Raw genomic sequence first — 23,502 nt, 5'->3', positions numbered from 1 at the left:
CAAAGTAAAATACCCCACATGGTATAATGATGAACGTATCACTTTACCTAAGGGGGTATATTTTTGTGAAGGATTTATCTCGTCGTGCCTTTTTAAAGCGTACGGTAGCAGCAGGTGCGGCTGGAGCTGTAACACTTGCAACATCAAAAACGAAAGTATTTGCAACATCTGAGAAAGAAGAAAGCATGGGGACATTGATTGATTTAACGGTATGCGATGGATGTAAGGAACAGGCGTTTCCTGCTTGCGTTCAAGCATGTCGGTCAAAAAATGAAGGGAGATTCCCCGAACCACAGCATCCAATCAAGGACTATTGGCCACAGAAGAAGCATGAGGATTGGTCGGATAAACGTGATCTGACTACAAGATTAACGCCTTATAACTGGACCTTTGTTGATCAGGTAAAGGTGGAATATGCAGGTGAGGAGCAGGAGATCTTTGTTCCTCGGCGCTGTATGCATTGTGATAACCCAACCTGCATGAATCTCTGTCCCTTTGGAACGATTAAAAAGGAGGAGAGCGGTGCGGTTTGGATTGATGACAGCTTCTGTATGGGGGGAGCAAAGTGTCGCTCCGTCTGTCCGTGGGAGATTCCTCAACGGCAAGCAGGCGTCGGTCTCTATTTGAAGGTAGCACCAGATTTAGCTGGCGGTGGTGTCATGTACAAATGCGACATGTGTGCAGACTTAGTGGCAAAGGGAGAGGAGCCTGCTTGTGCCACAGCATGTCCAAAGGGAGCCATCCTATTTGGAACCAAGGAAGAGATGCGCCAGCTCGCGTATGAACGTGCCAAGGCAATGGATGGATATGTTTATGGTGATAAAGAGAATGGTGGAACCGCCACCTTTTATGTATCGAAGGTTCCGTTTGAGATGATCGATGATGCCATTCGTAAGGACAAAACAAGCAATAATGATACGAAGCCAGGACGTCCTACCATGCCTGTGGCTGTAGAGAATAAGCTGGACACCTTACAGGGAATGGCCATGGCGGCCATGGTTGCACCAGTTGCTGGTGCGATTACTGCCGGTGTTGCTGCCTATCGGAAGATGAAGGGGGAGCAGAAGGATGCGTAAGCGAGATCAAAAGCCCATCATCACCGATAAAAAAGTTCTTCGGCACCCTCGATCCAATCGTGTCATTCATTGGATGACGGCGATTTCCATCTTTATGCTGATCCTTACAGGGCTGGGGCAAATGCCAATCTATGGGCGCTATAATGTGAATAAGCTACCAGGTGGTGCATGGCTTGGAGAGTATTTTTCTACCTTGACGGTTCATTATCTCGGCGGGATCATGCTTCTCTTTATCACCATCTATCATGTGGTCTATCATGTAGCGCAGCGTCAATTGGATATTCTGCCAAAACGCGGTGACTTGAAGCAATCTTACTTGATTATTAAAGCGATGCTAACCAAAGGGAAGGAGCCAGCTAGTGATAAATATCTTGCAGAGCAACGGCTAGCCTACCTATATATCGCCATTCAAGTTTTCCTCCTTATGGTGACAGGACTGATGAAAATGGCGAAGAACCTTCATTTCATCAAACTATCTGAAACCACCGTATTCTGGATTGCCCAGATTCATAATATCGCAACATTTCTATTGATTATCGGGATTATTGCTCACTTGGGTGCCTTTATCATGAAAGCGAATCGTAATCTATTACCAGGCATGTTCACAGGCTATATTGATCGTGAGTATGCGACAGAACGTCATTCTCTCTGGTACAAACGCTTGATCACAAAGGAGAGTTCACCTATTGACGGGCATAAATAATGTGGTATGATAGGCAATAATAATCGAGTGTACTCGTATATTTTTGGAAATAGGGTCCAAAAGTTTCTACCAAACTACCGTAAATAGTTTGACTACGAGGGTATTGATTGCGCCTATCAGCATAGAAGCTTTTTTCTATGCTCTGCTTTCATACCTTGCTGTCAAACTCCAGGTATTTCCCTGGAGTTTGTTCTTTCTCTGGTAGATAAACGATTGACCCTTTCCTCAAACGTGGCAAGGCATTGTCATAGAAAGGAAGGGTAAAGAATGAAAAAAATAAACGAAGAGATGCTACGGCGTATTCGAGTTGCTGCAGGAGAAGAACCTGCTGATTTGGTCATCACTAATTGTCGTGTGGCGGACCTATTTCAATTGGAATGGTTTGAGGAAGATGTAGCCATCGTGGATGGAACCGTTGTGGGGATCGGAAAATATGAAGGAAAACAGGTAATCGATGGGTTGAGGCGTTATTTGGTCCCAGCATTTATGGATGGCCATGTTCATATTGAATCATCTACAGTTACACCACCACTGTTTGCAGAAGTGTTACTACAACATGGGGTGACCGCTGCAGTCTGTGATCCTCATGAGATCGCTAATGTGGCAGGTGTCGAAGGAATTCAATATATGTTAGATGCTAGCGAAAATGTACCGGTTGATCTCTATTTCATGCTTCCATCTTGTGTCCCATCAACACCAATGGAAGAGGCAGGTGCAGTCCTTGACGCTGCAGATCTAGCTCCTTTCTTCCAACATCCTCGGGTACTAGGCTTAGCGGAGGTGATGGATTTCCCAGCAGTTGCCAAGGGAAGTGAAGGGATGATGGAGAAGCTGACACTTGCTTACCAAGACAATCATCCTATTGATGGTCATGGTGCTGGCTTAGATGGACGTGGATTGAATATTTATCGATCCGTACAGATTCAGACGGATCATGAAGCCATTACAGTAGAAGATGCGAAACTACGATTACAGCGAGGATTTTACCTCATGATACGCGAGGGCTCTGGCGCGCGTAATCTTCGCTCGCTGATCCAGGCAGTAACTCCAGCCAATGCTCGCCGCTGTCTCTTCTGTACCGATGATAAGCATCTCGATGATCTGGTTACAGAGGGAAGTGTGGATTATAATGTACGTTTAGCCATTCAGGAAGGGATGGATCCGCTATTAGCAATCCAGATGGCTAGTCTAAATGCAGCAGAGTGTTATAACATGCATGATCGAGGAGCCATTGCTCCTGGCTACCGTGCAGACCTCCTCTTGCTTGATAGCCTTGATGAGGTTACCATAAGCATGGTTATTAAAGACGGCAAAATTGTCGTGGATAAGCATGAGCAGAAGCAAGCGGTGATTACTTCGCTTGCTGAGTCGATAATGCCAAAACCATCTGCTCCCCCCGCTAAGATCCTTCATAGTGTTCGTTTAGCCAAGCTGGAAGAGGAAATGCTCCAAATTCCCGCAACTGAAGGTAGCCATGCCCATGTTATCGAAGTGATTCCTGGCCAATTATTAACACATCATCTCTTGGAAGAGGTGGAAGTAGAGCAGGGATATTTCCATCCTTCAACCCAATTGGATCAGCTGAAGTTAGCTGTACTCGAACGGCATCGAGGTACGGGCCATCTTGGATTGGGGATTGTTAAGGGATTTGGGATGATGAAAGGGGCGATCGCTTCCACCGTAGGACATGATTCGCATAATCTCATCATTTTAGGTACCAATGACGCAGATATGCTTACCGCCATCCAAGCGATTGAACAAATCCAGGGTGGTTTGGCGGTGGTGATTGATGGGAAGGTAGAGGCAACACTGGCTTTACCAGTTGCAGGCTTGATGAGTGATCAAGGAGTAGCAGACGTATTAAAAGAATGGGAGCAGCTCGATCAAGCGCTCCAAGCTGTTCAATTTACACCAGGGATTAATCCCTTCCTGCTCCTTTCCTTCTTATCCTTGCCAGTCATTCCCCATTTGAAGATAACCACCCGAGGATTATTCGATGTGGACCGTTTTACACATATCGATGTGATCCAGCCTGAGGCCATGGTCATGGGACAGTAAGCCCTTTTCCTTTTTACTGTAAATGGATATGATAATATGGTATCCTAGCGGTATGAAGGAGGTCATTCCATGAAATTCAAAAAAATACTTTTGATCAGCTGCAGTTTACTCCTCATGGCTCTGGTAGTGGTTGCATGTTCCTCAGATTCGCCCACACCACCAGCTAATAATGGTGATACTACCACACCAGGGAATACAACTGAACCAGGTAAGGATCAGCAGGTTCCACCAAAGGACGAAGAACCAGTTCAAAAACAAAATGTATATCTATACTTTTCTGATCAAGAATTAATGGAAATCTACCGTGAACCAAGAGAGATTGAAGTGCCAAGTGATGGGAATGTTGCAAAAGCAGCGCTAGAAGCTTGGATTGCAGGACCGAATAGTGAGAAGCTTAACAGTCTTATTCCTACCGATGTGGTCATTGAATCAATGGAAGTGAAGGATGGCATCGCTTATGTTAGCTTTTCCAAGGAGATAACCAATGCCAATCTCGGTTCAACAGGTGAGCTCTTTATTGTAGATCAGCTTGTCATGATCCTGAAGCAATTTGGCTATGATGAGGTACAGATTCTCGTGGAGGGTCAAGTTGTGGAGACGCTCTTAGGGCATGTTTCCACCGATCAACCCTTAAGTAGTAATAAGAGTGCAGAGGAGTACCCAATCGTAGAAGAATAATCACTCGCTTGAAATATGACATATCGTCTAATTTGTGAATAGTGACCTCCAATCCTTTGGAGGTCCTTTTTTTTTGGTACAATAGAAGATGTGAAATTAGGATCAATAATGGGTTCCAACAATAACATCATGGAAAGGGAGAATAAACAATGCGCGAAGAACTTCAGGTAATCGTAAACCTTATGGATGAATTTTTTGTCTCCCTCGAGCAACCTGTAGCCATTATTGATGAGGAAGGGCGCTTTGTTTATTACAATCAACATGATGCTGAAATCGATCATGCGTCTGCCTCTGAAGCACTTGGTAGTTATATTCTCGATTCTTATCCTAATCTTACTGAAGAGACAAGCACCATGCTTCGGGCACTTAAATATGGGGAACGCTTCCTTAATCAACGTCAGACCTACCAGACCACTTCAGGAAGAATGGTTGACTATATTCATACGACCATGCCAATTTATAACTGGGAGCATAATAAGATCATTGGAGCTATTGAAATTGGTCGGGACTTAAAGAAATATTCTAACCTCGCTAATTTGGTATTGGATCTATCCAAACAATTATATACGGAGCCAGAGGCGAGCACTGATGCTAAAGATGGTGAACCAACCATCATCACACAAAATTATAAGATGAAAAATCTTTTGGCAAAGTTAGATATCATTGCCCAAACCGATTGTCCTGTTTTGATCTATGGTGAGACGGGGACAGGGAAGGAGCTCTTCGCTCGTCGGGCGGCGATGCATAGTCGCCGTGCAGATCGACCCTTTATTCCAATCAACTGCTGTGCTATCCCAGAATCACTCTTAGAAGGTCTGTTATTCGGGACAAAGAAAGGTGCATTTACGGGTGCTGTGGAGCGTAAGGGTCTCTTGGAAATCGCCAATGGTGGTACTGTTTTCCTTGATGAAATGAATTCCATGCCCACCAGTATTCAAGCAAAATTACTCCGTGTCCTTCAAGAAGGCGAATTTATTAGTCTTGGGAGCACGATACCTACACAGGTGGATGTTCGCTTTATCGTTTCTATGAATGAACGTCCTCAGGAGGCCATTGCGAAGGGTCATCTTCGCGAAGACCTATTTTATCGGATCAATGCGGGCTATATTGAACTCCTACCATTACGGGATCGACGTGATGATATTCCTTATCTCGCAAAGTTCTTTCTGGACAAATATAATAAAGAATTAAATAAACAAGTGAATACCATCTCGCAGGAGGTCATGGAAGAATTATTACATCATGCATGGCCAGGAAATGTACGAATGTTGGAGAATGTAATTATGCGTAGCTTGATTCTTACAGAACCATGGGCAGATACCATGACCAAATTGGATTTTCCTAATCTACGGGATGCTAGCTCTGTGGAAGTATGTCACCATATTTCAGAGCCGTTGATTATGGATGAGGATGACGAGCAATCATTAGCTGAGAAGCTGGAGTTTTTAGAGCGAAATATTATCAAAAACACGCTGATTGAACGGGATGGGAATTTGCAGCAGACTGCCAATGTTCTGAAGATACCACGTTCCACCTTGCAATATAAGATTAAAAAGTATCACCTCCAAGGGATTAAAGATAATCCGGATGCATAACATGCTCCATTCTTGCGGATATTAGAATAGACAGTTTTTTAATGAAGAATTAGAACGACAAATTCATCTGGAGATAGATAGCGGGGAACAATCATTGTTCCCGCTTTTCTATTTAATGGAGTGTGAATACGTGACTCGCATAAGGACAGTAAAAGGGAATCGTGATCTTCAATTACTCCTCTTCATCACAGCTTTCTATGTATTGGCAACAGCCATATCCAACCTGTTTGTAAACCTGTTGTTATGGAGACAATCCAAACAACTACATATGATTCTTAACTATAATTTTGCTGTTATCCTTTCTCAGATGTTTTTTTATTGGTTGGCAGGCATCTTGGCAAAGCGCCTAGATCGTGTCCTTCTTTTTCGCATGGGAATCGTTATCCTCGCCCTCTTTTATGTGGTGATTCTTTGGTTACGGGAGAATGCAAGTGCATATACCATATTGTTGGGTGCCATCTTGGGCTGTGGATATGGTGTCTATTGGCTTTCGTATCATCTGCTTACATTTGAAATTACAGAACCGACCACCCGCGATTATTTCAATGGCATGGCAGGATTATTTAGCTCCCTCGCCAATCTGGTGGGACCGTTTGGAGCTGGGTGGGTCATTGAGGTCACGTCTGTTTCTAAGGGGTATTTCTTATTATTCTTAGTTTCTCTAGGCCTATTTTTACTCGCCATCCTCTGCAGTTGGTTTTTACATCGAAGACCTAAGGAAACTACACCTTATGCTCTTCATAAGGTATGGACGGAAAGAAAAAGAAACCTCTCATTGCGACGGGTACTCACTGCACATATTGCCCAAGGCTGGAGAGAAGGTGGTATTCTTTTTCTCATTATCTTATGGGTTTTTACCATTCTACAGCGGGAGCGAAGTGTAGGGCTATTCATGCTTCTCCAATCTCTATTCTCACTGGTGCTCTATTTCGCTTGGGGACGAGGATGGATGAAGGGACATCGATGGAAATATCTATTTTGGGGCGGTTTAACTTCATACCTCGGAATCGTGGCGTTATTTTTCTCCCCTAATCCCATGATGGTGTATGCATATGCGATCTTGATAGGAATTGCTTATCCTCTCATTGACGTCCCATATCGTTCCTCTACCTATGATATTATCGGTACTGCGAACAAAGCAGGCCCATGGCGGATCGAATACTTACAATTACGTGACCTCTATACCAATCTGGGAAGAATGATGGCGCTATTGTTGCTCTTCTTCATGTTAGGGGCTGGGGAGATGAAAGCAATTTTACCTTGGTATGCAGTGCTCACAGGTGGTGGTTACTGGTTCATCTCCTTGCTCTTAGTGAAACAGGTTGAATAAGAGGAGGATATATATCTCCTCATCACGAAATAGATCCAAAATAGACCAAGAAATCGTTGCGATTGCGGAAGAGGATAATGGGGTGAAACGTACATGATGCATCATACAGGAAAGCAAACAGCGCCACAGCTAGGACATTGGGGTCGTGAATGGCTAGTGGCTCTTTTTCTTTTAATACTTCCTACGTTCTACGCTTATCACTATTCACAGCCCTATTACTCAGAGTATGTGTTGCCAGGTGAGATTGTCTCACTACAGGAATTTGGACTAGATAGCTCTCTTTATATGACCTATGTAAACAGTGGCTATACCTATCTGTTGATCGATGCGGAGGATATCTTGGAAGAGTATGGTGAGGAAAAGGTAGATTTTTTTGAATTAGCCATGACTCCAGAAGAGGAAGAGATGGTGATGATGGAGGAAGGGGAGTTCTCACGCCTTACAACGCTAGAGAATGCGTTCTCCATTGCACAAGAGCTAACACAGCCAATCCCCGATGAAGCCCAAGCTGTCTATGACGAGCTACTACATGGTACTGCAGAATATTATGGTGATTCCTTAGGTTTAATGGTCGCCCTAGGTCTCATTGAAGAGTGGAAGGGACTTGATTTTTCTCAAGGTGGTCGTTATAAGATAGCAGGCACCGGTACCATGGAAAACAATCATGAGGTAGGTTCCATCGGTGGGATGAGGCAAAAAATATGGAGTGCAGAAGCAAGTGGTGTGGATTATTTTTTCATTCCTCGTGATAAAGGAAGCTATTATTATTTATATGAAGGAATCAGTAATCAGGAAGAGGCAGAGGCCATTGTAGAAGAGTATGGGTTGCAGGTTGAGCTTGTGCCTGTTGCCAATTTAGAAGAGGCACTAGAATTCTTGGAATATCTGCGAGGTGAGAACAGCGATGCAAAATCAAGATAAGGTGTCTTCCCATTCCCGTAAACGTCGGGTGATTCAAATTGGTCATATCTGTGAGATCATGATTGGGGCAACCTTATTGGCGGAAATCGTTCAGCTTCTTTCAACGGTGGTTTTTACTGCAGATGAAGATTTCTATCTCGATGCAATTTATCAATGGGATACATTTGCGTACCTCTTTTCTTCAGGACTGTTTCCTTTCCTACATGTGGGACTGATTGTCTGGACATTTTTGCTGTTTCGTTTTTATCGAAGAGAAGGTGAATCCAAGCTACACCCTGTTATTGCAGCACTTCTTATGATTCCAGGGATTAATTTGATTGGTTACGCCATCGTTTTTCGTAGTATAGGTAAGCGAAATCGCTATCAAGGAAGGAAGATGATTCTTACAGAAAGTTCAAAAATTCGTCCTTTGCTCTTCTTTCTATATGCGTTCTATCTTCCCAGCCTTTTCTTCTTGGATATGTTCACTTTTGAGGAAATCTATAATCCAAATCTTCTTATCTATTATTTTCTCTTCCGCATGGGCTATTACTTTACTCTTCTCACCTTCATCCTGATTAATCACCGCATCATTGAAGTATTGCCTGAAGTAGGTATTGACTATGTCCTAAATTAGTGGGAGACTACTTCTTGTGTAACATTTTTCGGTTATTTACGTCTATAAGCATGGCAATGGACATAGGTATGGACTAGTATATTCAACGTTAGATAAAAAGAAAAAAGGGGTACGCAATTATGGATTGGCTGATTTATGTTCTATTAGGACTTGTACAAGGAATTACAGAATGGTTACCCATCTCTAGTAGTGGACACCTCGTGATTGTGGAAAAGCTATTTGATATTCATATCCCTGGACTTGCTTTTGAAGTTTTTCTAAACTTTGCTACTTTCTTAGCGCTCTTAGTTGTCTTTTGGCGGGACTTACTTAATTTAATCATAGGATTTTTTCGCTATCTGGTTAAACGTAATACAGAGGATCGGGAAATGTTTCTCTTTGGTTGGTTTCTTATCTTGGGGACGATTCCTGCAGCTGTCTTCGGCTTGCTCTTTGCAGATGTGATTGAAACTCATCTAAAAGGTTTAACTACCGTTGCTGTTTCCTTGGTTATTACTGGATTAGCACTGTATGCAATCGCCAAAATTGATGGGCATCGTCGCCAGTTGAATGTATGGGATGCAATTTGGGTGGGCTTATTTCAGGTGATTGCCTTAATCCCTGGTATTAGTCGCTCAGGGTCCACATTATTTGCTGCGCTCTATCGACGTTTAGACAAAGGGCTCGCCATTCGTTACTCTTTCTTTCTCGCCATTCCTGTGAGTCTTGGCACCATGATTTTGAAAGCAGATGAAGTGATGGAGCAGATGACTGGTGCCATGGTCTTGAACTATGGACTTGCTTTTCTTGTTGCATTCGTCTCAGCGATTTTCGCCATCCGCTGGTTCATGGGAATTCTGGAACGGGGCAAACTTGCTTACTTTACCTATTACTGTGTTGCTGTTGGTGGTGCTGTGCTTCTTTACCAATTCTTCTTGGGTTAAGTTCCCTCGTATCAGGGCTTTTTGTTCTTTATATACTATTTGTACGGAGATTTAGCTCCGTTGGCTGGAAGCACGCTCTATGCTCCTTTAGAAAGGGGTGGGAGGTAGTGTGGAATCCAAATCAAGCGGGGTTTAATCGAATACGTTGGATACTCATCTCCACCACTGTTATTATGATGCTCCTTACACTATCGGTCCATGCACTCCATGAACCGATTTTTCGTAGTAATACGGAGCAAAAGGTGGTGGCTATCACCTTTGATGATGGACCAGACCCTACGTATACACCCCAAATTTTACAGCGACTGCAGTTTCACCAAGTGCCGGCTACATTTTTTATGTTAGGGAGCCAAGCAGAACGCTATCCAGCCATTGTTCGAGAGGTTCAACAACAGGGGCATGAAATCGGAAATCATGGCTATCATCATCTTCAATTAGAGAATTTGAGTAAGGAACATATTCAAAGGGAGATACAGCGCACGAACCAGGTGATCCAACGTATTACGGGTAAGCCCGTACGCTACTATCGACCACCCAATGGTGTGATTACCCACCAGGTGCTGCAAGCAGTTGAGGCAGAAGGACAATTACTGATCTTTTGGTCTGTAGACCCCAAGGATTGGTCATTAAAGCGCACGGCTGAGGTTATTGCAAAAAGTGTGCAAGGAAAGGTAAAACCTGGTGATATCATTCTTTTCCATGATGGAGGCCTCAATCAACAGGCCTTACTATCTGCATTGGACTCATTAATATTGGATTTAAAAGCAGAAGGGTACCGTTTTGTCACGATTCCCCAGTTGTTGAATAACCATTAATTGCATGCTCCTTTCTTTGACATTTTCCGTTACAATAGGAATACAAAGAAAGGAGTTTTGCTATGATTCGAAAATATGCCGCAGGATTGCTGACATTTATTTTCGTCATGGTAAACACATCTTTTCCAGTTCTAGCTGCAGGAACTACATATCAAGATGTGGATACCCGACACTGGGCCTACAATAGCATTCAGGAATTGACAGAGGATGGCGTACTAGTAGGGATGGGCGGAGGCATCTTTGAACCCAATGAGCAATTATCACGTGCGGAAATTGCAACGGTGAGTAATCGCATAACATCGTTGGTGCAGCCGGTTACCGGATTATACCATAAAAATGGTCCAATCTATTATTTTGATGTACAGGAGAATCAATGGTTTTATTCGCCTATTATGAAGGCCTCTAAAATTGGAACCATGAAAGGGGATGGCGATGGCTTATTCTACCCTTACCGTGCATTAACGAGGGAAGAGTTTATCACCTTATTGGTTCGAATTGAGCAGCAGGAGACGGCAGCACTGGCTTTAACGCCACAGCAAGTTAACTTTGTATTACAAGCCTTTGATGATCAAGGAAGTATTAGTTCGTGGGCACGCCCCTATGTGGCGTATGCTGTGAATCAAGGTCTGTTGACCAATCTTTATACAACCCTGTTCATCCCGCAGGAGAAGATTGATCGTGCAGAAATGGCAACTTTGTTTGAACGAATGTTATTAAATTCACAAGATGGCACTGTAAATCATATGATGTCTTCGAATCAAGAGAAGGTACCTCACACCTATCAGATGGTGGCCACAGCCTATGGCCCATCGTCTGAAAGTAATGGTCCCTGGGGTTCTCTGGATGCTATGGGCTCCAACCTACATTCAGGCATCATCGCCGTGGACCCCAATGTGATTCCCTTGGGCTCCAGGGTCTTTGTCAGCGGGTATGTGTCACCACTACTACCGAAGGTTGGCTTTTATGGAATTGCCAGTGATCGTGGTGGTGCAATTAAAGGGAATCGGGTGGATATTTACATCGAAGCTTCCCACCAACAATTAATGAATTTTGGTATGCAGCAGGTGGAAGTGACGGTGCTACCGTAGGTTTAAATTGATAGATAAATCATGATATTCCAATAAGAAAATGAATGAGAAAGAGGAACTAGAAATGTGAAGATACGTTTCCGGTTCCTCTTTTGTTTTAATGCTTCCCATTGTTTTTATTATTTCAACTCTGGATAGTCAAATATCCAAATTGCTGTATCATTATTGTAATGACCAATAATATCCTTCATTCACAGGATGGACCTGGACCTTCCCTTCAACAGCAAGGGCATGAAGCTCTGCTTCCACGTCAGAGATAGAGCGATGCTGGAGTTCAGCGATCTCTTTGCTAGCTAGTAATGGATAGTGTTGAAGCCAGTAGGTAATGGGTCCTTGCTCAAATTTTGGCTCTACATCTCTTCCTAATACCTGAGAAAGTGCATTGACATATGTGGAAAAGGACTGAATTCCAGTTACCTTTAAGCCATCTCCTGCTGCAGAGAAGAAGAGAAGCGACGGGAAGCCACGGACGCCAAAGCGTGCACCTTCGCGACGTTCTGTCTGAAAGCGCTCAGCGGTATCTGGATGGTGAAAGTCTTGCTGAAATCGTTCCATGTTCAAGCCAATTTGTCGTGCTGCTTCGTAAATGGTTTCCTCCTCTGCGATATTTCGTTTCTCCAGAAAGACCATTTCCCGAAGCCGTCGGAGATAGCGTTGCGCTAATTCTACACTTTGATTCCTTGCAGCGAGATAGGCAAGGGAAGGGGGAAAGGAAGAGTGGAGAGGATTCTCTAGCCAAACGCCTCCGTCGATGGGCATACCCGTTGCTTGACCGAGCTCTTCCCAATGGGTAGCTACATCTGCTGGTTTCCCAATGCCATTGGCAGCATCCATAAACCCCTCCCAACTAGGTAAGAGGCCACCCATTCGGTATTCCATATCAAAAAAACCCCCATATTCTACCTCTAAACGACGAAGGTAGGGTTCTAGTCCCCAGCAGGCCGAACAAATGGGATCGGTGTAATAAAGAATCTTTATCTTAGAAGGCATTTCCTGTAGCTTGATTACTTCCACTTCATGTTCTGATGTGCTACATTCCCCAGTAGTCACGTCACATGTCCAGCTATTTTTTTGCTTCAATTCATCTCCTCCTCTATCGTCTATTGTTTAGTAAACCTGCCAATAGTTTACATCCATTACTTCTGCCTAAGCAAGTTTGATGATTTAGGTAAGTTTTGTGACCAACTTGAGATGTTAGCGAAAAGTGGTACGATAGATACAAAGATATATGGATAGTGGAGGGGAAGCTCCAAATGAATAAAGCAATTCTTAAAAATGATTGGGCGCCATTATTAGAAGCAGAATTTACAAAACCATATTATCAACGCTTACGTCAATTCCTCATTGAGGAGTATCGTGGACATATTGTGTATCCCAATATGTACGATATTTTCGCTGCTTTACACCTAACCTCATATCATGATACGAAAGTAGTCATCATCGGACAGGATCCTTATCATGGACCAGGACAAGCCCATGGATTAAGCTTCTCAGTTCAACCAGGGGTGAAGGCGCCACCTTCCTTACAAAATATTTTTAAGGAACTCCATGATGATCTCGATTGTACCATGCCTGATCATGGCTGTTTAATACCTTGGGCTGAACAAGGGATATTATTGTTAAATACTGTTCTAACAGTCCGTCAGTCACAAGCAAACTCACATCATGGTCAAGGCTGGGAGATTTTCACCGATCAAGTGATTCGCTGTCTGAACCAAAGAGATGAGCCTGTTGTTTTTATCTTATGGGGTAGGAATGCGCAAGAAAAAATTAACTTGATTAATACGGAGCACCATTATGTAATTCAATCTGCTCATCCTAGTCCTTTTGCTGCTCATCGTGGCTTTTTTGGCAGTAAACCATTCTCAAAAACCAACGCATTTCTAAGAACTCATGGTATCCAAGAAATCGATTGGCAATTACCCCCAAGAGAAACTGTAGAAAAAAGACTTGCATCTTTTTAAAGAATGGTTAAAATAGAATAATGTAACCGTTCAATTGCGGATATGGTGTCAATGGTAGCACGTTGGCTTCCCAAGCCAAAAGTACGGGTTCGAACCCCGCTATCCGCTCCAAATTATTCTAAATATATTTATTGGTATCGATACATAACCCTCACCTTTCAGGTGGGGGTTCATTATTACCAAGTATCCTTTATTTTTTCTCCACTTGTATCATCGAGGTTAACTCGCTATAATGTGGATATAATAAATAATACTTATAATTTGTTTGCGATGAGAAAGAGTAGTACATGCAGCCAACCTTGTAGAGAGCTTGTGTCTGGTGAAAACAAGCAGGTGAACAGCATGGAATGGACTTTCGAGCTCTGAACCGAACCGTAGAACGACGTGAACTCAGTAGGCTTCAGCGGACCTGCCCGTTAGATCAGGAAAAGTGATTCTTAGCTATTGATGTTGGATAAGTATGTTCGACATTCATAGCAGAATAACAAGGGTGGCACCACGGTCCCATCGTCCCTTTTGCGGCGATGGGTCTTTTTGTATTGTTTTAGAAATCTGTAATTGTTTTTAATCGAAGGAGGAGTAGATTATGTCTGTTATTTTTTCAGGAGTTCAGCCAAGTGGAACCATTACACTCGGGAATTATCTTGGTGCAATTCGTCGCTTTGTTCCACTTCAAGAAGAACATCAATGCTTCTACTGTATCGTAAATCAGCATGCCATTACTGTACCACAAGATCCAGCTATACTTCGACAAAACACCCGTAATCTTGCTGCACTCTACTTAGCAGCAGGCATTGATCCAGCCAAAGCGACACTCTTTGTGCAATCGGAGGTTCCAGAGCATGCACTGCTAGGATGGGTTATGACCTCCATCTCCTATGTCGGTGAATTGGAACGTATGACACAGTATAAGGATAAGATTGCAGGCCGTGGCGAATCCATTCCTGCTGGATTATTGACCTATCCACCTTTGATGGCAGCAGATATTCTTCTCTATCAGGCAGATTATGTACCTGTGGGAGACGATCAAAAGCAACATATTGAATTGACGCGTAATCTAGCAGAACGATTCAATAATCGTTTTGGTGAAGTTTTCACCATCCCAGATATTCATGCTGCTCAAGTGGGTGCTCGAATCATGTCCTTACAAGAGCCTACGAAGAAAATGAGTAAATCGGATCCCAATCAGAATGCAACAATTTTTGTCTTGGATGAACCTGATCAAATTATTAAGAAGATGAAACGGGCTACCACTGATTCGGATACGCAGATTCGCTTTGACAAAGAAAATAAGCCAGGTATCTCTAACCTGATCTCCATTCTTTCTATCTGCACTGGGAAAAATGTTGCTAAGATTGAAGCAGAGTATGAAGGAAAAGGTTATGGTCAATTTAAACAAGATGTAGGGGAAGCAGTTGTTGAATTATTACGTCCCTTACAAGAGAAATATCATGAATATATTCAAAGTAATTATATCGATGAAGTTCTCGATGCCGGTGCGATTAAAGCCCATGAGGTGGCAGCGAAAACCATGCAACGAGTAAACGAGGTAATGGGACTCGCACGAAAATAGCTTTGTATGCATTAAGATATCTCAACTCATTGATTCCAAACAATTATCTCAGCAGTGTACGAGTATACTCACCTTAATTCTACTTGAGGCAGTTGAGCAGAAGTAAGCTGAGTGTTCATTCAGCTGAAAGGGGGGGATTTCAATGCAGAATGATAATCATGAGATAGAGAATAGATCCCATGATCACGATCATATGCATGAACATGTTCATGAACACCAGCATGGGCATTCCCATCATCATGGACATGCTCATCACCGCTCAATGAATCAGAAAAGCTTACGGATCGCCTTAGGCATTACATCTTTTATTCTCATTGTTGAAGTTATTGGTGGTTGGTTGACCAATAGTTTAGCGCTTCTATCTGATGCAGGACATATGTTTTCTGATGCTGGATCGCTAGCCCTGAGTCTCGTTGCATTTCGTCTTGCTACGAGACCACCATCTCCTGATAAGACCTATGGTTTATATCGCTTTGAAATATTGGCTGCACTTTTTAATGGTGCAACATTGTTCTTAATTACTGGTATTATTATTTGGGAAGCATGGAAACGTCTCTTTGCACCTCCTGAAGTGGCAGGAGGGATGATGATGGTCATTGCAGCGATCGGACTGGTGGCCAACCTACTTAGTGCGACTGTGATGCATCGTATGGGTGACGTAAAGGAAAATGTGAATCTTCGTGGTGCATATTTACATGTACTGAGTGATGCTCTTGGATCTGTTGGTGCAATCCTTGCTGGCTTAGCCATCATGCTCTTTCAATGGTATTGGGCCGATCCCATTATTAGTATTGTCGTTGCTGTCCTTATCTTTCGCAGTGCATGGGGACTGGTGTATGAAACCGTCCATATTCTACTGGAAGGGACTCCATCATCAATTGAAATGGAGCAGGTCGTTCAATTACTCTTAGCCATACCTGGTGTGCATAATGTTCACGATCTCCATTGCTGGACGATTACCTCAGGAATGGACTCATTAAGCTGTCATCTGCTAGTGGATGATGATGTAGATGAGCAGGTTGTTCTGCAGGAAGCAATTCATCGAATTGAGGAACATTGTAAGATTCAGCATACAACGATTCAGGTTGAAAAATCTCATCTACAGCATGCTGAAACAGAATTTTAAAAATGGATACGAATTACAACGAAACGGGGCGTCCTAAAGTCAGCTTGCACTGACCTTCTGGACAGCCCCTTTTCTTAATGATAGAAATAAAACCATCAAATGGTATAATAAGGTTATCTTAGTGACACAGTCCAATCATACTGAAATAAGGAGAGGATATAATGAATCGTCATGAAAAGCCAGAGGCTCTTGAAAAGGTTTTAATCGCAAGTGGCTTGATATTTTTAATCGGTGGGGTCATTGTTGGCTTTTCTGTACCATCCTGGTTTGTACTACTCGCAGCTTTTATTTTTCCAACCATTTTCTTTGCATTAGCAAGAATCATTGAAAATCAGCGTTTTATAAAAGCAAGGCTGGAGCAACTTACTCAGCAAATTCAATTGGAAGCTACAGCAGCTCAAGAAGAGTTAACAGGCTCTAATCAATGAGAAAAAGACGAGAAATTTCATAATGATTATCGTTGGTGATGGGTAGGGTTTGCTTCCGCTTTCCATTTGTTAAGTCGTAGATATGGATTTCTTTTCGTTGATTTTCAGGAGATTGATTAATAAATTGATAGAGTACGTAGATCTCATTTTCAGTCAATTGGATACTACTGATTACCCCTTCTTGATTATAAAAATCATTTTGAAATTGCTGATCCCATTCGAGTCGGAGCTCATTTGCAACGATGTATCTTTCATTCATGACGAGGAACGCACCTGTTGAACTAAAAATGTAAAGCTTATCATGATTTATCTCCGCTTGTATAGGAAAAAATCGGTCAGGTAGGGGGAGCTTTTCTAGTAAAGCTCCAGTCTTAGGATTAATGATATATACATATGAAGGAATATTGGGATCAGCATAGCCATTGACCATGGTCATAAGAATGGATCCTTGGTATAGGGTTGTGGTTGTTGGATAGTAACGATTGCCTAGCTCTTCATTGGTTTTATCGATGATATTATCGATGATATTCTCTTGGAGAATACGATTATTTTGGAGATCAAGGAGATAAACTCCTATCTTTTGTTGATCTGGGTTTTCATAGCCTACATATGCGAGCTGATCCTGTACATCAACCCAGTTGATATATCCTTCTACCATTAGATGTTTGAAATTATCCTCATCGAGCCGTTTATAGAATAACTCATTGCCATACAAATTAGGAGAATGCTCATTTCCAATCCCCACATTGACGGTATAGAAGAGATAATTACCTCGTTCCCTGAGAAGGGTTGCACCATAGGTGGAATCCTTTTCATATTTTTCGGGCATTGCAGAAAATGTGCTAACTTCACCAGCATGATTAATTTCAAAATGAAGATTTTTTCTTTCAGAGACTAGAAAGAGAGTATCTTTTATTTGAATAAGATGATCGATTTTTTGCCCAAGATCCACTGAGATATCATCAAGCAGTTTACCATGATCCCCATAGGCTTCAATCGTAAAGCCTTCATCGAGGATATTGGAATGAACCACCAGGTATTTTGCTTCCTTCCAATGAAGCTGTTCAAGGTTATGTGTTTTTGATGATGACAAGGATGAATTCGTTTGTTGATCTGAATCTGAGGTTGGTTGCTTATATATGTAGATGGTGGTAATAATCGCTACGATTCCAATGATGCTAATCAGGAACGATTTCCAGTTCATCATACGCTCAAGCTCCTTTTCAATATTTAAAAATGGAAGGAAGGGAAGATCCCATCTTCCCTTCCGATGCTACTTTAACCGCGGTGATAAAAGATCGTCGTATTATTCGACTTCGCAAGCTCCATGGGCGTTACAATGGTATCCACCTTAATGTAATCTACATTAATTCCTTGATTGTACCAAGCACGCCATACTAATTGTGAGCAATAGAATTTATCTGTGGCGAATTTATTGACGAAGTTCCAGTTGTATTTTTTACCGATTTGGTTTTGTGCATAGGATGCAGCATTTTTATATTTTGTTGTGGTAGCGCCCTTTACCCAAAGGCCGTAAACTTTGGATTTTGCTTTCCAGTCATTGGTGAAGTATTGCACACCGGTCTTTGGAAAGGACTCTACAGTCCGCGCATTATTATTGCTTACGATGGCAGCATGACCAACGAAAGCAACATTGAGGTTACCCCAACGATAGTTATAGGCAACAAGAATGTCACCTACTGTACCAAGGCGAGAGCTTGATGTTTCGATGTTATTTAGGGTTTCGAACTTAGCCCATGTTTTTGTAGCTGTATTATTTTTGATTGCCTCTGCAAGCTCTTGCTGATCTTGAAGGTAGAGCAGTTCAGCATCTTCGATGATCGCAAGATCTTGAATATACCGTTGTTTAATCACTTCCATTTCCTTCATGGAGAAAGCTTGATCATGTTGAGGATGACCTTGAGGCATAACATTTAAGCCCTGGGCATTGGAAAAGAGGGGGAAAACAAAAGTAATGGCTAAAGCCATTGCTGTACCAGCAATCCACTTTTTCATTTTCATATTGAATCTCCTTTATAAGGTATTTTTTTAGAACTGCTCTAATGTCCAACTAGCTGTAAAGGTTATTGATTAATCGATCACCTCTTGAAAAAAAATAGTAGCGGCCGCTCGAATAGATATATTAAATGTTAAATATACCTTTTCCTGCCATTAAAATACAAACAGTTAAAATTAACCATTAAATAGTTCAACATTGTAAGGTGATGTATAGTTGGAAAATTAAAAAAGGTTCTCTTGCATAGACGCAAGAGAACCTTTTTATCGTAATTAAAAAATATACCATACTGGCTAATTATGTAATATTTTTATGATAATTTAGATTTGTTGACGAGTAAACGAAAATTGGCAGATAATCTGGCGGGAGCGTGTGGGAATCGAACCCACCCAACGCCGCACGGGCGTCGCACATGGTTTTGAAGACCAGGAGGGACACCAGAACCCCATCCGCCCCCATGTAGTGCCATTCACTTATACCTCTACTAGTATACAATAGAATTGAACCAATGTAAAAAGACAAAAAATTTTGGATAATGGGTTTACAAAATGTGGCTCCCATACTATAATATCGAAGTATATCATGATAAATGAAACGGAAAGGGGGTTGTGTGCCATGATTCGAGTAAGTAAGCGTGATGTAATGTTGAATGATTCACTATTATTTCAACGAATATCCATGTTGAAACACAACCTGCGTTTATTGGAGGACAAGGTCATTATTCTTTTGTTTTCGTAATAATGTTCTTCGTCTATTTGTCCAATAAGACTTCATTCCACAGGTGTCGTTCAACGAGCGTCTTTCCACCTGTGGTTTTTTATTCCCTTTTTTGGGGGTTATGGAGGGGTATTATGTGAAAATATTACGGGGGATTATGAATACTTTACTGTCTATGACGTAACAATGAGGTGATTTTATGCAAATTTTTCGTCAGCTATTATGGTTTTTCCGGATGGAGAAGAAAGCCTATCTCTTGGGAATCCTTTTCCTTGTACTTGTGGCCATTCTTCAGCTCTTTCCGCCCTATGTGGTCCGTCAGATCATCGATCATATTGAGTATCAGACATTGACATGGCATATCCTTGGGAAATGGATCGGATTGATGCTTCTTACTGGAGGATTCATCTATCTCTTTCAATTCTCTTGGCGGTTGAATATTTTTGGATCTTCCATTCGTTTAGGACGTCTCTTGCGAAATCGTCTCTATCAGCATTTTACCAAGATGTCACCGAAGTTTTTCCAAGAGCGAAGGATCGGCGACCTCATGGCTCACTCCACCAATGATATCTATGCGATTCAAGGTGCAGCAGGCGATGGAATTTTGACTTTAGTTGATTCGATTACACTGGGAAGCTTAGTGATCGGTGTGATGGCAGTATTAAACTGGAAGCTTACACTCCTGGTTTTATTGCCGATGCCATTTTTAATCATGGTGGAGCGCTATTTTGGGAAGCTCCTTCATGAACGTTTTCACGACGCTCAAGAAGCCTTTTCTGCATTAAATGATAAGGTACAAGAGAATATCTCCGGAATGCGTGTGATCAAAGCTTTTGGTCAAGAAGAGGCGGAAAAGGAGACATTCCAGCAGCAATCTGATGATGTGGTAAGGAAGAATCTCCGTGTTGCCAAAATCGAAGCCTTATTTGATCCATCCATCTTATTGATCGTTGGTTTTTCTTTTTTCCTTGCTGTGGCTATTGGTGGTTATTTTGTCTACCAAGACCAGATGACCATTGGCGAGCTGACACAGTTTACCATGTATCTGGGACAGCTGATTTGGCCCATGTTAGCCTTTGGCTATCTCTTTAATGTTCTTGAACGTGGTAGAGCTTCCTATGATCGTGTAAGTAGCTTATTAGCAGTACCTGCAGATATTGTGAATCAAGAAGGGGCATTCGCTCGGCCTCCTGCAGGGAATATTTGCTACGAGATTCAACACTATCAGTACCCTACGGCTAACCGTCCCACTCTCGAAGAGATTCACTTTCAATTATCGCAGGGTGCTACGCTAGGTATTGTAGGAAAAACAGGAAGTGGGAAAACAACCTTACTCCGCTTATTACTTCGTGAATTTGAAGGGATGGAAGGGCAGATTTCCATTGGTGACCACCCCATTGATGCATATACGCTAGATGCATTACGGGGATCCATCGGCTATGTACCGCAAGATCATTTTCTCTTCACTGCAACCATTGCGGAGAATATTGCTTTTGCAAAAGTGGATGCTTCACGGGAAGAGATTATTAACGCAGCAAAAATCGCTGCTGTTCATGAGGAAATTAGTAAATTTCATCAAGGCTACGAAACGTTGGTTGGAGAACGGGGAATCACCCTCTCTGGTGGTCAAAAGCAACGGATCTCCATTGCACGGGCTGTTTTACTCAATCCTGAGATCTTAATTCTTGATGATTCTCTATCTGCTGTTGATGCGAAGACGGAGGAGCATATCTTGCGCGAGCTTCGCAATAATCGTGAAGGAAAAACCACCTTGATCTCCGCTCATCGCTTAAGCGCCATACAACATGCAGAGCTAATTTTAGTCCTAGATCAAGGAAGAATCATCGAACGGGGTACTCATGAACAGTTAATGGCTGCCAATGGATGGTATGCAATCACGTACCGAAGTCAACAGATGGAAGCCAGTCTAGAAGGGAGGAGGGCTGCCAATGAATTATGATGATGAGGAACTGTATGGTGAAGAGAAGGTAGCAAGCTCACAGGTATTGAAGCGTCTTCTTGGCTATGCCGTTCTTTATAAAAAACAATTGCTATGGGCCTTCATTGCGCTTCTTTTGGGAACAGCTGCCGATGTGTTAGGTCCCATCCTAATCAAGATCTTTATCGATGATTATCTAACGCCTAGAATCTTTCCGTGGCAAGAGCTTGTGTTCTTGGCCAGTGGATTTTTAGCGCTTCACCTGATTTCAGTAACGCTTCTCTATTATCAAATATTCTCGTTCCAGAAAATCGCCATGTGGATTATTCATCGTTTACGAAATGACGTATTTGGTAAGGTTCAATATCTGGGATTGCGTTTCTTTGATAAAACGCCAGGAGGGAGTCTTGTTTCACGGATTACCAATGATACCGAAGCGATTAAGGACTTCTATGTCAGTGTTCTCTCTGTTTATGTGCAGGGGTTCATCTTTATCGTCATGACCTTCCTCGCCATGTTTTACCTCGATGTTCGCTTAGCATTGGTAACCATCATCTTTATTCCGGTTATCGTTGCCATCATGGCGTTTTACCGACGCATTAGTACGAAGCTCTATCATCAAAGTAGAAAAAAGTTGAGTCAATTAAATGCGAAGTTAAACGAGTCCCTACAAGGGATGTATATGATTCAGGCATTTAGGCAAGAGAAACGGATGCAACAGGAGTTTGGTGGCATCAATGATGAGCATTACCGTGCAATGATCCGAATTATTCGGCTCAATGCCTTATTACTTCGTCCCGCAGTAGAACTGGCTCAATTACTTACTCTGATTCTCTTACTCTCATTCTTTGGATGGCGAGCGATGCTTGGACCATTTGAGATCGGTGTTCTCTATGTCTTTATTAACTATCTTAATCGCTTATATGAGCCCATTATTAATATGGCCTTCCGTTTATCTGTATTTCAGCAAGCATTCGTTGCCGGAAGTCGGGTATTTGGGCTCATGGATGAGACAGAGATGGCACCACAGCAAGAAGGCGACCCTGAGGCGAATCCCATCATTACAAAAGGAGAGATCCAATTTAAGGATGTCACCTTCTCCTATGATGGTGTGACACCAGTTCTAAAAAATATTTCCTTTACAGCAAAGCCAGGAGAGACTGTTGCTCTCGTAGGACATACAGGGAGTGGAAAGAGCTCCATTATCAATCTGCTTATGCGTTTTTATCCCATCGAGCAAGGGGAAATCCTCATTGATGGCGTACCACTAACGAACTACAAGGATGAGGAGCTTCGGAATAAAATCGGCTTGGTGTTACAGGATCCCTTCCTCTTTGTTGGAGATGTGAAGTTTAATATTCGCCTCCATCATAAGGAGATTAGTGATGAAGAGGTAAAGGAGGCTGCTCATTTTGTGCAGGCACATCATTTTATTGAACAGCTCGAGAAGGGCTATGAGCATCCTGTTGCTGAGCGCGGTTCTACTTTTTCTAGTGGTCAACGGCAATTGCTCTCCTTTGCTAGAACCATGGTGATGGATCCGAAGGTGCTCGTACTCGACGAAGCTACAGCCAGTGTAGATACAGAGACTGAGGAAGCGATTCAAGCAGCTCTGGAGAAAATGCGACGTGGACGTACTACCATCGCCATCGCCCATCGCCTTTCTACCATTCAAGATGCCGATCAGATTCTCGTTCTTCATCAAGGTGAGATTGTTGAACAGGGTACGCACCAAAGCTTACTAGAGCAGCAGGGCTATTACTATAAGATGTATGTCCTGCAGCAAGGGATTCATGAGGAGACTTCAGAGATAAAAGCACAGCCAAAAGTAAATTTAGGCTAGCATTATTACAAGACTTCCTGCTAAAATGGTAGTTCAAGAACTTCCTTTTAGACAGGAAGTTTTTTTATACCGAATATGGTATTATAGTACTG

General features: G+C 42.5%; 20 protein-coding genes, 2 tRNA genes, 1 riboswitch and 1 other annotated feature. Of the genes, 18 read left to right on the top strand and 4 right to left on the bottom strand.

Features of this window, described 5'->3' with window-relative positions; translation table 11 throughout:
• Positions 1 to 65: 65 nt before the first annotated feature.
• The 11 genes from BN1691_RS09850 (at position 66) to BN1691_RS14875 (ending at position 11,803) form a co-directional block, all read left to right on the top strand.
• Positions 66 to 1,076, top strand: a complete 1,011-nt coding sequence (locus BN1691_RS09850) for a 4Fe-4S dicluster domain-containing protein (RefSeq protein WP_231638384.1) — start codon at positions 66 to 68, stop codon at positions 1,074 to 1,076.
• Complete coding sequence (locus BN1691_RS09845) at positions 1,069 to 1,779, top strand: formate dehydrogenase subunit gamma (protein ID WP_048602061.1); 711 nt, start codon at positions 1,069 to 1,071, stop codon at positions 1,777 to 1,779. Before BN1691_RS09850 ends, BN1691_RS09845 begins: the two co-directional genes overlap by 8 nt.
• A gap of 13 nt (positions 1,780 to 1,792) precedes the next feature.
• Positions 1,793 to 1,894, top strand: a riboswitch (purine riboswitch).
• A 152-nt stretch (positions 1,895 to 2,046) separates the two neighbouring features.
• Complete coding sequence (gene ade, locus BN1691_RS09840) at positions 2,047 to 3,837, top strand: adenine deaminase (protein WP_048602060.1); 1,791 nt, start codon at positions 2,047 to 2,049, stop codon at positions 3,835 to 3,837.
• A 69-nt stretch (positions 3,838 to 3,906) separates the two neighbouring features.
• Positions 3,907 to 4,515: a GerMN domain-containing protein gene (locus BN1691_RS09835; RefSeq protein ID WP_048602059.1), complete on the top strand. Its 609-nt coding sequence runs from the start codon at positions 3,907 to 3,909 to the stop codon at positions 4,513 to 4,515.
• 149 nt (positions 4,516 to 4,664) lie between these two features.
• Entirely contained in the window at positions 4,665 to 6,110 is a 1,446-nt protein-coding gene (locus BN1691_RS09830; protein WP_048602058.1) for a sigma-54 interaction domain-containing protein, read from the top strand.
• A gap of 130 nt (positions 6,111 to 6,240) precedes the next feature.
• Complete coding sequence (locus tag BN1691_RS09825; RefSeq protein ID WP_048602057.1) at positions 6,241 to 7,440, top strand: MFS transporter; 1,200 nt, start codon at positions 6,241 to 6,243, stop codon at positions 7,438 to 7,440.
• Positions 7,441 to 7,533: 93 nt separating this feature from the next.
• On the top strand, positions 7,534 to 8,361 hold the full coding sequence (locus tag BN1691_RS09820; protein WP_048602056.1) for a hypothetical protein: 828 nt from the start codon (positions 7,534 to 7,536) through the stop codon (positions 8,359 to 8,361).
• Positions 8,345 to 8,977: a hypothetical protein gene (locus BN1691_RS09815; protein WP_048602055.1), complete on the top strand. Its 633-nt coding sequence runs from the start codon at positions 8,345 to 8,347 to the stop codon at positions 8,975 to 8,977. Before BN1691_RS09820 ends, BN1691_RS09815 begins: the two co-directional genes overlap by 17 nt.
• Positions 8,978 to 9,096: 119 nt before the next feature.
• The gene (locus BN1691_RS09810) at positions 9,097 to 9,900 is read left to right on the top strand and encodes an undecaprenyl-diphosphate phosphatase (protein ID WP_048602054.1); all 804 of its coding nucleotides are present in this window, start codon (positions 9,097 to 9,099) and stop codon (positions 9,898 to 9,900) included.
• Between the two features lie 107 nt (positions 9,901 to 10,007).
• A complete protein-coding gene (locus tag BN1691_RS09805; protein WP_053083744.1) occupies positions 10,008 to 10,715 on the top strand; it encodes a polysaccharide deacetylase family protein in 708 nt (235 codons plus the stop codon).
• A gap of 62 nt (positions 10,716 to 10,777) precedes the next feature.
• Positions 10,778 to 11,803, top strand: coding sequence for an S-layer homology domain-containing protein (locus tag BN1691_RS14875; protein ID WP_053083743.1), 1,026 nt, complete (start codon positions 10,778 to 10,780; stop codon positions 11,801 to 11,803).
• A 162-nt stretch (positions 11,804 to 11,965) separates the two neighbouring features.
• Here the strand turns inward: BN1691_RS14875 and BN1691_RS09795 are convergent, their stop codons facing one another.
• Complete coding sequence (locus tag BN1691_RS09795) at positions 11,966 to 12,883, bottom strand: DsbA family protein (RefSeq protein ID WP_048602053.1); 918 nt, start codon at positions 12,881 to 12,883, stop codon at positions 11,966 to 11,968.
• Between the two features lie 173 nt (positions 12,884 to 13,056).
• Between BN1691_RS09795 and BN1691_RS09790 the strand changes: the two genes are divergently transcribed.
• The 5 genes from BN1691_RS09790 to BN1691_RS09770 all read left to right on the top strand — a co-directional run bounded on the left by BN1691_RS09790 (position 13,057) and on the right by BN1691_RS09770 (position 16,894).
• Complete coding sequence (locus BN1691_RS09790; protein ID WP_048602052.1) at positions 13,057 to 13,767, top strand: uracil-DNA glycosylase; 711 nt, start codon at positions 13,057 to 13,059, stop codon at positions 13,765 to 13,767.
• Between the two features lie 36 nt (positions 13,768 to 13,803).
• Positions 13,804 to 13,878, top strand: a tRNA-Gly gene (locus BN1691_RS09785).
• Positions 13,879 to 14,028: 150 nt separating this feature from the next.
• Positions 14,029 to 14,285 (top strand) — a binding site (T-box leader).
• A gap of 68 nt (positions 14,286 to 14,353) precedes the next feature.
• A complete protein-coding gene (gene trpS / locus BN1691_RS09780; RefSeq protein ID WP_048602051.1) occupies positions 14,354 to 15,340 on the top strand; it encodes a tryptophan--tRNA ligase in 987 nt (328 codons plus the stop codon).
• 142 nt (positions 15,341 to 15,482) lie between these two features.
• Positions 15,483 to 16,466 (top strand): cation diffusion facilitator family transporter, encoded by a 984-nt coding sequence (locus BN1691_RS09775; protein WP_048602050.1) that lies wholly within the window; start codon positions 15,483 to 15,485, stop codon positions 16,464 to 16,466.
• Positions 16,467 to 16,627: 161 nt separating this feature from the next.
• Positions 16,628 to 16,894 (top strand): hypothetical protein, encoded by a 267-nt coding sequence (locus tag BN1691_RS09770; RefSeq protein WP_048602049.1) that lies wholly within the window; start codon positions 16,628 to 16,630, stop codon positions 16,892 to 16,894.
• On the opposite strand, the gene BN1691_RS09765 is transcribed toward BN1691_RS09770, so the two are convergent.
• The 3 genes from BN1691_RS09765 to BN1691_RS14425 all read right to left on the bottom strand — a co-directional run bounded on the left by BN1691_RS09765 (position 16,884) and on the right by BN1691_RS14425 (position 19,368).
• Positions 16,884 to 18,101, bottom strand: a complete 1,218-nt coding sequence (locus tag BN1691_RS09765) for a hypothetical protein (RefSeq protein WP_048602048.1) — start codon at positions 18,099 to 18,101, stop codon at positions 16,884 to 16,886. The genes BN1691_RS09770 and BN1691_RS09765 overlap by 11 nt on opposite strands.
• Before the next feature lie 71 nt (positions 18,102 to 18,172).
• On the bottom strand, positions 18,173 to 18,916 hold the full coding sequence (locus BN1691_RS09760) for a YiiX/YebB-like N1pC/P60 family cysteine hydrolase (protein ID WP_048602047.1): 744 nt from the start codon (positions 18,914 to 18,916) through the stop codon (positions 18,173 to 18,175).
• Between the two features lie 355 nt (positions 18,917 to 19,271).
• Positions 19,272 to 19,368 (bottom strand) — tRNA-Sec (locus tag BN1691_RS14425).
• Positions 19,369 to 19,827: 459 nt separating this feature from the next.
• Between BN1691_RS14425 and BN1691_RS09755 the strand changes: the two genes are divergently transcribed.
• Both BN1691_RS09755 and BN1691_RS09750 read left to right on the top strand, forming a co-directional pair.
• Positions 19,828 to 21,588, top strand: coding sequence for an ABC transporter transmembrane domain-containing protein (locus BN1691_RS09755; RefSeq protein ID WP_048602046.1), 1,761 nt, complete (start codon positions 19,828 to 19,830; stop codon positions 21,586 to 21,588).
• Positions 21,578 to 23,410, top strand: a complete 1,833-nt coding sequence (locus tag BN1691_RS09750) for an ABC transporter ATP-binding protein (protein WP_048602045.1) — start codon at positions 21,578 to 21,580, stop codon at positions 23,408 to 23,410. The genes BN1691_RS09755 and BN1691_RS09750 overlap by 11 nt, the downstream gene beginning before the upstream one ends.
• The last annotated feature ends 92 nt before the right edge of the window (positions 23,411 to 23,502 follow it).

The organism is Rubeoparvulum massiliense (assembly GCF_001049895.1).
GTDB classification, from domain to species: domain Bacteria; phylum Bacillota; class Bacilli; order Rubeoparvulales; family Rubeoparvulaceae; genus Rubeoparvulum; species Rubeoparvulum massiliense.
This window is presented reverse-complemented; position numbering and strand designations above follow the sequence as displayed.